Source organism: Nitrobacter vulgaris, assembly GCF_002028545.1.
GTDB lineage: Bacteria > Pseudomonadota > Alphaproteobacteria > Rhizobiales > Xanthobacteraceae > Nitrobacter > Nitrobacter vulgaris.
The window spans coordinates 310,699-318,198 of record NZ_MWPQ01000040.1; the positions used below are offsets into that span (position 1 = coordinate 310,699).

Annotated in this window: 6 protein-coding genes and 3 pseudogenes; 4 read left to right on the top strand and 5 right to left on the bottom strand. The window is 59.9% G+C overall.

From position 1 onward, the window contains the following. Positions 1-27: 27 nt before the first annotated feature. Positions 28-183, bottom strand: a pseudogene (locus B2M20_RS10695) (formylglycine-generating enzyme family protein); the annotation flags it as partial. A 767-nt stretch (positions 184-950) separates the two neighbouring features. Here B2M20_RS10695 and moaC point away from each other — a divergent pair. From moaC to lexA, 3 genes are all read left to right on the top strand, one after another. Then, positions 951-1,481 carry a cyclic pyranopterin monophosphate synthase MoaC gene (gene moaC / locus B2M20_RS10700; protein WP_079447005.1) on the top strand — a complete coding sequence of 177 codons (531 nt, stop codon included), beginning with the start codon at positions 951-953 and terminating at the stop codon, positions 1,479-1,481. A gap of 224 nt (positions 1,482-1,705) precedes the next feature. After that, the gene (locus B2M20_RS10705; protein ID WP_079447051.1) at positions 1,706-2,920 is read left to right on the top strand and encodes a molybdopterin molybdotransferase MoeA; all 1,215 of its coding nucleotides are present in this window, start codon (positions 1,706-1,708) and stop codon (positions 2,918-2,920) included. 162 nt (positions 2,921-3,082) lie between these two features. Continuing rightward, positions 3,083-3,787: a transcriptional repressor LexA gene (lexA, locus tag B2M20_RS10710; protein WP_079447006.1), complete on the top strand. Its 705-nt coding sequence runs from the start codon at positions 3,083-3,085 to the stop codon at positions 3,785-3,787. Positions 3,788-3,827: 40 nt separating this feature from the next. Here the strand turns inward: lexA and B2M20_RS10715 are convergent. The 3 genes and pseudogenes from B2M20_RS10715 to B2M20_RS10730 form a co-directional block, all read right to left on the bottom strand. Beyond that, positions 3,828-5,219 (bottom strand): annotated as a pseudogene (locus B2M20_RS10715) (ComEC/Rec2 family competence protein); the annotation flags it as partial. A 468-nt stretch (positions 5,220-5,687) separates the two neighbouring features. Beyond that, positions 5,688-6,149 (bottom strand): hypothetical protein, encoded by a 462-nt coding sequence (locus B2M20_RS10725; RefSeq protein ID WP_079447009.1) that lies wholly within the window; start codon positions 6,147-6,149, stop codon positions 5,688-5,690. After that, positions 6,146-6,634 (bottom strand): hypothetical protein, encoded by a 489-nt coding sequence (locus tag B2M20_RS10730; RefSeq protein WP_079447010.1) that lies wholly within the window; start codon positions 6,632-6,634, stop codon positions 6,146-6,148. Before B2M20_RS10730 ends, B2M20_RS10725 begins: the two co-directional genes overlap by 4 nt. A gap of 401 nt (positions 6,635-7,035) precedes the next feature. Between B2M20_RS10730 and B2M20_RS10735 the strand changes: the two genes are divergently transcribed. Continuing rightward, positions 7,036-7,404 carry a hypothetical protein gene (locus B2M20_RS10735; protein ID WP_158081528.1) on the top strand — a complete coding sequence of 123 codons (369 nt, stop codon included), beginning with the start codon at positions 7,036-7,038 and terminating at the stop codon, positions 7,402-7,404. A 9-nt stretch (positions 7,405-7,413) separates the two neighbouring features. On the opposite strand, the pseudogene B2M20_RS19095 reads toward B2M20_RS10735, so the two are convergent. Continuing rightward, a pseudogene (locus B2M20_RS19095) lies at positions 7,414-7,500 on the bottom strand (IS5/IS1182 family transposase); the annotation flags it as partial.

A 7,500-nucleotide genomic window follows, 5' to 3' on the forward strand; every position in this document is an offset into this window, starting at 1 on the left:
CAGCAGCCACCTCCCAACCGCCACTTTGTGACCGGTCGCCCTCACAAACTCTCTGAAGTGCCGATTGATGACAGGAGCACGGTCCATCCAAAAAGTGCCGACGGTAACCCGGTGCACCGCCGTCTCTTTCGGATAATGCTTGTCAGATCCCATGCGGAAGGTGCCGCCGGAAATTAAGATCATGCGGCTGTCACGAACCGCATTGCGAAGCGCAATATTGCTCACATTCAGCACGGACCACACCCACTGACATTAACGGGGCATCAGCGCATTTTTGTAACAAGCGTCTAAAATTAGAACCTTCAGTATCCGGAACAACATTAATCCTCAGAACCACCAGCCGTCCATACCTCTCTCAATCAATGCTGCGGCTCGTACGGGTTTTCGTTTGTCCGGCCGATGAAAACAGCCGAACATCAAACCTTATCAGCAACCCTGCCCTGCTCGACGTATCCTACGGTCGGCCAACGGCAATTAGATTTTGGCCTTCTAGCGAATGTGTGGTCTAGCGGCATCTCATCGGTGTTCGCACGAAACGATCCACTGCCGTCGTGAAATGACGATGCCGCGGAAGCAACCGTTCAACGCCTTGCTCAACAGGGACATGACAGCATTGGCGGCAACCGATCAGAAGGGCCTGCTGGAGCTCGTGGCAACGACACGTGTCGCCATGACAATAGATGGGTTCACAAAGAGCGCATCAGCAGATTCGAACAACCTGTCCTCAGATTCTTTTCTTTGCTTTCCAGAACGACATCTAAATTCTACAAAAGAGGCAAGTCGAAACTTGAAAAAGCAATCAGCCGTTTTGCTATCGATATGTAGCTTTATCCCGTTTCCAGATTTTAAAATCTTCACAAAGTGCTGAAACTATACGTTAAAATCTGGTCTTGAAAAAATAGCCTCTCCCCTCGTGAGAGAGGGAAGAACCAGCTCAGGATTTGATTGACATGGCAGACAAGAAAAACAAGACCGCCGGGAAACACAAACTCGCCCTCACCCACATCGACGTCAAAGGCGAGGCGCGGATGGTCGATGTCTCGGCAAAGCCCGCAACCGAGCGCGTCGCTGTCGCCGAGGGCCAGGTCGTCATGACCAAGGCGACGCTCGACTTGATTGAAAGCGGCAACGCCAAGAAGGGCGACGTGCTCGGCACCGCGCGCATTGCGGGCATCATGGCCGCCAAGCGCACTTCGGATTTGATCCCACTCTGCCATCCACTGGCGCTGTCGAAAGTCACGCTCGACATCGAGGCCGACAGGAGAATTCCGGGCTGCCGCGTCCGCGCAAGCGTCAAAGTCTCCGGCCCGACCGGAGTAGAGATGGAAGCCCTCACGGCGGTATCCGTCGCCTGCCTGACGATCTACGACATGATCAAGGCCGTGGAACGCGGCGTCCGGATCGAGGGCATTCACCTCGTCGAGAAAAAGGGCGGCAAGTCCGGCCACTATCTTGTGACGGATACCGCCTCAGAACCATAGCCGTCACGCGAACGCTTCGTTAAGCGGCATTTTGGCTCTTAGTACCGTTGTATGCGAGCCGCGAGTTCGGTAGATGTTTGACGCGCCCGCCAGGCGCATCGCGCCTAGCGCGTATTCCGCAAAAATGGATACCGGTTTTGCGATCAGAATACGCGCAAGCTATTGATTGAGGGGATTTTCTTACGGCTGATCGCACGGCCGGAAAATGCTCTAGGAGAATGGTCATGCCCCTGATGACGGTCGCCGACGCCCTTGCGGCTGTTCTTGCCGGAGTCGAACCGCTCCCGGAGGAACCCGTGGCTCTCGAATCCGCGCATCGCCGGGTGTTGGCGCGCGATCTCCCCTCGCGCCGGACTCAGCCGCCGGTCGCAATGTCGGCGATGGACGGCTATGCGGTGCGCGCAGCGGACATCGCGACAATTCCAGCGCGGCTACAGGTGATCGGTGAGATCGCTGCGGGACGGCCGCTCGAGCGCGCGCTGCAAACCGGCGAGGCCTTACGGATTTTCACCGGCGGCGTAGTGCCGGACAGCGCCGATACAGTCGTGATCCAGGAAGACACCGAACGCGACGGCAACCACGTCATCGTCAAGGAAGCCACTGCTCCCGGAAAGAACATTCGTCCTGCCGGCGTGGATTTTCGTGAGGGCGACGTCCTGATCCGGGCCAGCAGCCATCTCACCGACCGCCATCTTTCCCTTGCTGCCGGCATGAACTATCCGGACCTGCCGGTGCATCGCCGTCCCACAATAGCGATGCTCGCCACGGGCGACGAACTGGTCTTGCCGGGCGCGACGCCCGGTCCGGGCCAGATCATCTTGTCCAACGGCTACGCGCTTCGCGCACTCGCCCGAGGCGAAGGCGCCGAGGCGATCGACCTCGGTATCGCCGCCGACACAATGGACGCCACAACCGCCGCGATCCGCCGCGCCCGCGAGAGCGGCGCCGACATTCTGGTTACGACCGGCGGCGCGTCGGTCGGCGACCATGACTTCGTCAAGCGTGCGCTGGAGGCGGAAGGCGTGGAGATTGCGTTCTGGCGGATCGCACTGCGGCCGGGCAAGCCGATGATGCACGGACGTCTAGGCCCGATGCGGGTGATCGGCCTCCCCGGCAATCCCGTCTCGTCCTACATCTGCGCGTTTCTGTTCATGGTGCCGCTGATTCGCGCGCTATCGGGGCGTGAAGATGTGCACCACTGCATTGAACCGGCGCTGCTCGGCAGCGATGTTAGCGCCAATCAAGCCAGGCAGGATTATCTGCGCGCCCGACTCACACCCTCGACGGACGGCTTGCCGGTCGCGACGCCGATCGGGCATCAGGACAGCTCGCTGATGGGAAAACTCGCTGCGGCAGAGGCTCTCGTAATCCGCACGCCATTTGCGCCGGCCGCAAGCAAAGGCGAGCCCTGCGCCATCATTAAGCTTTCGCTGTCATAAAACGTCGCTTTGTTGACCTTAAATTAAAGGGTTGCGGAACACATATCGAACATATAGTGTATGTTCATGATTTGTTTCGAGGTTCGTGCCGCGGGGTTATAAGGGCTGCAGGCCCGATGTCCCCTAGTTGGCAAGAACCCATCAACCAGGGACTGGGTCGGGATGCTCACGCGCAAACAGTATGAACTCCTGCGTTTTATCAACGAACGGCTGAAAGAATCCGGCGTGCCGCCCTCGTTCGATGAAATGAAGGACGCGCTCGACCTGCGCTCGAAGTCCGGCATCCATCGCCTGATTACCGCGCTGGAAGAACGAGGATTCATCCGCCGTCTGCCCAACCGCGCCCGCGCCATCGAAGTCATCAAACTGCCCGAACTCGCCGCCAGCGGCGGCGGCGGCCGTCGCGGTTTCACACCGAGCGTCATCGAAGGCAATCTGGGCAAAGTCCGCCGCAGCGGCGGCGCTGTCGTCGACGATGTGGAACGTCCGGTCGCCGTACCGGTGATGGGACGGATTGCAGCCGGCACGCCGATCGAAGCGTTGCAGACCTGCAGCCACACCGTCAGCGTGCCGCCCGACATGCTTGGTACCGGCGAACACTACGCGCTTGAGGTACGCGGCGATTCTATGGTCGATGCCGGAATTCTCGATGGCGATCTTGCGTTGATCCAGCGGAACCAGACCGCTGATACCGGCGACATCGTCGTTGCCCTGATCGACGAAGAAGAAGCGACGTTGAAACGCTTCCGCCGTCGCGGTGCTTCGATCGCGCTGGAGCCGGCGAACACGGCTTACGAAGTTCGCATACTTCCGCCCAATCGGGTCCAGATCCAGGGCAGACTGATCGGCATTTACCGCAAGTACTGATTTCATCAGGAGCGAAAGGCTCCAACCGTGGACAAGCCGTTCAATCGTCCGGCTGGAGATCCTCGGGCACCGGCGTGGCGTCGGCCGGGGGTTCCGGTTTTGATTGCAGCTGTGCCGACTGTTCATCGACGGCAGCGGATGACCAGGGACGATCGACGCCGACAGGACGTACGGCATCAACAGCAAAGCCGGATCTTGAAGCACCAGATCTTGAAGCACTTGGGGTTCGCCACAAGGCAAGAGCGCCTTCACGCCGCAGCCTGTTTTGATCGATCACCTGCGCTGGGCACCCCTCCGGAGCCTGCCACGGCGTCACCATGAGCTCCGCCCGCGTACAATCATCCTGCATCGCCTCCGGACGCCGCGTAAGCGCGACAAGTCCACCTCCACTCACCTTGACCACGCAGCCCTCATCGTCGCATGAGACGCCTTCCGCCAGCGTAGGGTCGGCAGACCCACGCCCATCCCCGTCGGCGGCAAGCCATTCCCTGACCGTGAAAGAGTCCTTACTCGTACTGATGAGGCGCAGCCGGCCGTCCCCGCCCCTCACGGCGACATTGCGACCTTCCGCGGAGATCAGGATATCCGGCGGCGTCACCGCAAATGACCACACGATCGCCAGCGCGACCACAACCGCGCCGCTCCAGCGCAGCGGTGTTCTCAACAGTCCGAGCAGAATGATGCCCGCGGTCGCCGCGAGCAGCGGCCCCGTTCCAAAAGCAGCCGTATGACCGATGGCGCCCGGAAGCGCCGCTACCCATTGAGCCACAGCGACCATCCATTCGATGCCAAAGTCCATCAGCCGCCAGAACACGCCGTCGAAGCCAAACGGCATGGCCGCAAGTCCGAGAAGCCCGGCCGGCATCACCAGCGCCGAGATCACCGGCATCGCCAGCAGGTTCGCAACCATGCCGTATGGCGTCACCCGATGGAAATGGAACGCGACATACGGCGTGGTCGCGAGTCCGGCCACGAGTGACGCCAGCGCCAGCATGGCGATTTCGCGTCCACCCCACAGAGCGGCCCTCGCCGTCGGCGAGTGATCGGGGGTTGCAAGCATCTTCGGCATCCCGACCTGAACTAGCGCCACCAACCCGAGCGTCGCCGCGAACGACATTTGAAAGCTCGGGTGGATCAATGACTCCGGCGCAATCGCAAGCACGATCATCGTCGCGACCGCGAGTGTTCGAAACGTAATAGCGCGCCTGTCCACCATGATCGCAATCAGCACCACCGCTGTCATAAAGAACGAGCGTTGGGTCGCGACCTCAGCGCCCGACAGCAGAAGATAAAAAGCGGCTGCCACGAGCGCCGCTGCCGCCGACCACTTCTTAATCGGAAACGTCGCCGTCAACGCTGGAACCAGGGCCAACAGCGCACGCACCGCGAAGAAGACCACGCCAGCGACGACGGCCATATGATAGCCGGAAATGTGTCAACTACTAAGAATGGCTTGTGTTTACAAAGCGATGGATAGCAAACGCTTCCCATGTTTTGCTGCTTGGGAAGCAAGTGGGAAGCACTGGCGCCCCCGCCACGGTGTGCATGGACATCGATCGCTGCAGCGTGGTTGTATCTCCCGACACACCGCGGTCAGATAGATGAATATCTCAGCTGCAATAGTTTCCGCCGCGCTGATCATTGGCGCATCGATCATGCTCGCCTCGCATTGGAGCGTGCAGGCGATCGGTGCTGGCCGCCCCGCCGCCCTTCGCTTAAACAATTGGACCGGCGAAGTGGTCTGGTGCGCACCCGCCGGCCAAGACACGCGCAAGCTAACTTGTGAATCGAAGTAGCCGCCGGGCCGTAGCCCGGCGCCCTCGCCTCACCGACTGAGCGGCCAGCGGCGTGTCGCCAGTCTCTGCCGATCGCGGCTTCCTTTGCTTCTCACCGCCGCTCGTTACAATGAGCTTTTGTTGGCCTTCAACACCTCTCGGAGGCTCAGCCGCACAGTGCGTAAGAGGTCGAACGCGAGCGAGTTCGAGCTCACCCCAGCGTGCCTGATCTCTTGCGGTAGGATTGTGAAATTTCGCTCCAGGTAAAGAAGCAGCTCGATCAGCGCCTTCACGTCGGTTGGCATGCAGACGAGCAACATTCGAGCGCAATAATCCATTTCAGCATGAAGTTCCGCGAGGTCCTGTTTGGCGGCCTCGATCTGACCTACCGGCAGATTTCCCGATTCCACTGCTGCCACCCAGGCAACCGCCTGCGCATAGCGATCCCACGCCGCGCGGTGTTCCTTGATGCTGCTTTGAACATGTTCGCGGCTCCGCCAGGCCATTTCCTGCGAGGGCTTGTTGGGGCTTTCGCTGGCCGGTGCGCGGCCGGTAGAGCTCCCTGGGAATGTGACCACGTTGCTCATTGATCACCCCCCATCTGGTTCGGATGGCGACCGCGGGCAGTCTCCACGTCAGACCAGCCGAAACTCGGCTCGCGGCCATCATGCTCCGCACCTTCGTCCTCGCACACGTCCTCACGGTCATCGGCGCATCCATCACCTTCGCGATCATCTTGGTTGCCGGAGGCCCATTCCGCTTGATCGATTGCTGGCACCGCGGCGAGAATCGGCTCGTCCTCACCTTCCGTGAAGACGGGCTTTCCCCATCGCGATTCCCTATCGGTCCAGCCGAGCGGCGGCTCGGCGTCCGGATCCTCGTCGCAGGGTCCGTCGTCGACGGCGCGGTCCTCGTCGCAGTCGTCGGTGGTGTCGAGAGTGCCGATTAGCAGCTCGATCAAGGCCTCCCGCTCACTGCGGCTCCAAGCCTGGAAGAACTGTTCGGGTGTAACGTCCATTGGATAGTAGAGGTCGTCAGCGGACGTCGCTGGGCGATCGGTCGTGTTTGTCATGGTGCTTCTCTAGATTACCGGCTTCTCACGGCCGGGTGCCAGCGGGCGTCGCTGGCGCCGGGAGGGTGAGAACATGGCTAGAGACCATGCGCGACGGCCTTTCCCTTGCGGGTCTTGTATAACCGCCGCGCTCCCGGCATAGTGACGCCGGTCGCGCCGACGGCAATCGGCACGTTCGTTCTCGTTGGCAAGTCTGATCCCGGCAAGGATCGCCCTGCCACCGCTCTAGGGCCAGCGCAGCCCGGCTAGGCTGCTGGCGGGAGTTCTCACGCTCCGCCCTCACAGTCCCACTGATTTGGTAAAAAAACAATCCACGCTTTCCCCAGCGGGGAGACCTTTCGCGTGGGCTGCCATCGGCAGTATTGGCGTTGCTGGGTTACTAGTCGACGATGGAAAATCTGATGAACCGATTGATTCGGAGGCTTGATGCCGCGGACTTCGCGACAGCAAACGATAAGCGCGAATTCAGCAAAACAGCGCTCGATATTTTGAAGAACATCGTCCTGTTGGGCGCTTTAAAATATGCTGCCAATAAAACAGCCGCGACCGGTATCGAAGTTCTCTATTGGGTCGGCTGCGCTCTTTTCTTCATGCACTTAACGTCATTTCTCCTACCATGGCGCGTTCGTATTTTAGAGCTGCTGTGGCGAAACAATTCCATAGCCCATGGTATTGACGTAGTGATCAATCTACTCTGCATTTTTATTTTCCAGGCTCTAATTTGGTATTTCATCTACGACACGTCAGGGAAATTAGCAGCGTCGCACTAGGGTCCGGACTCATAACCAGTAACTGACCAGCGCAGCGATGCAGACGGCTGCGAGGAAATTGATTGCGAGACGATCATATCTGGTGGCGATGCGGCG

Bases quoted from the DNA above. Each gene is read 5' to 3' on its own strand.
- B2M20_RS10705 (WP_079447051.1), top strand. From the start codon at position 1,706: ATGCCCCTGATGACGGTCGCCGACGCCCTTGCGGCTGTTCTTGCCGGA.
- B2M20_RS10730 (WP_079447010.1), bottom strand. From the start codon at position 6,634: ATGACAAACACGACCGATCGCCCAGCGACGTCCGCTGACGACCTCTAC.
- B2M20_RS10735 (WP_158081528.1), top strand. From the start codon at position 7,036: ATGAACCGATTGATTCGGAGGCTTGATGCCGCGGACTTCGCGACAGCA.
- B2M20_RS10725 (WP_079447009.1), bottom strand. From the start codon at position 6,149: ATGAGCAACGTGGTCACATTCCCAGGGAGCTCTACCGGCCGCGCACCG.
- lexA (WP_079447006.1), top strand. From the start codon at position 3,083: ATGCTCACGCGCAAACAGTATGAACTCCTGCGTTTTATCAACGAACGG.
- moaC (WP_079447005.1), top strand. From the start codon at position 951: ATGGCAGACAAGAAAAACAAGACCGCCGGGAAACACAAACTCGCCCTC.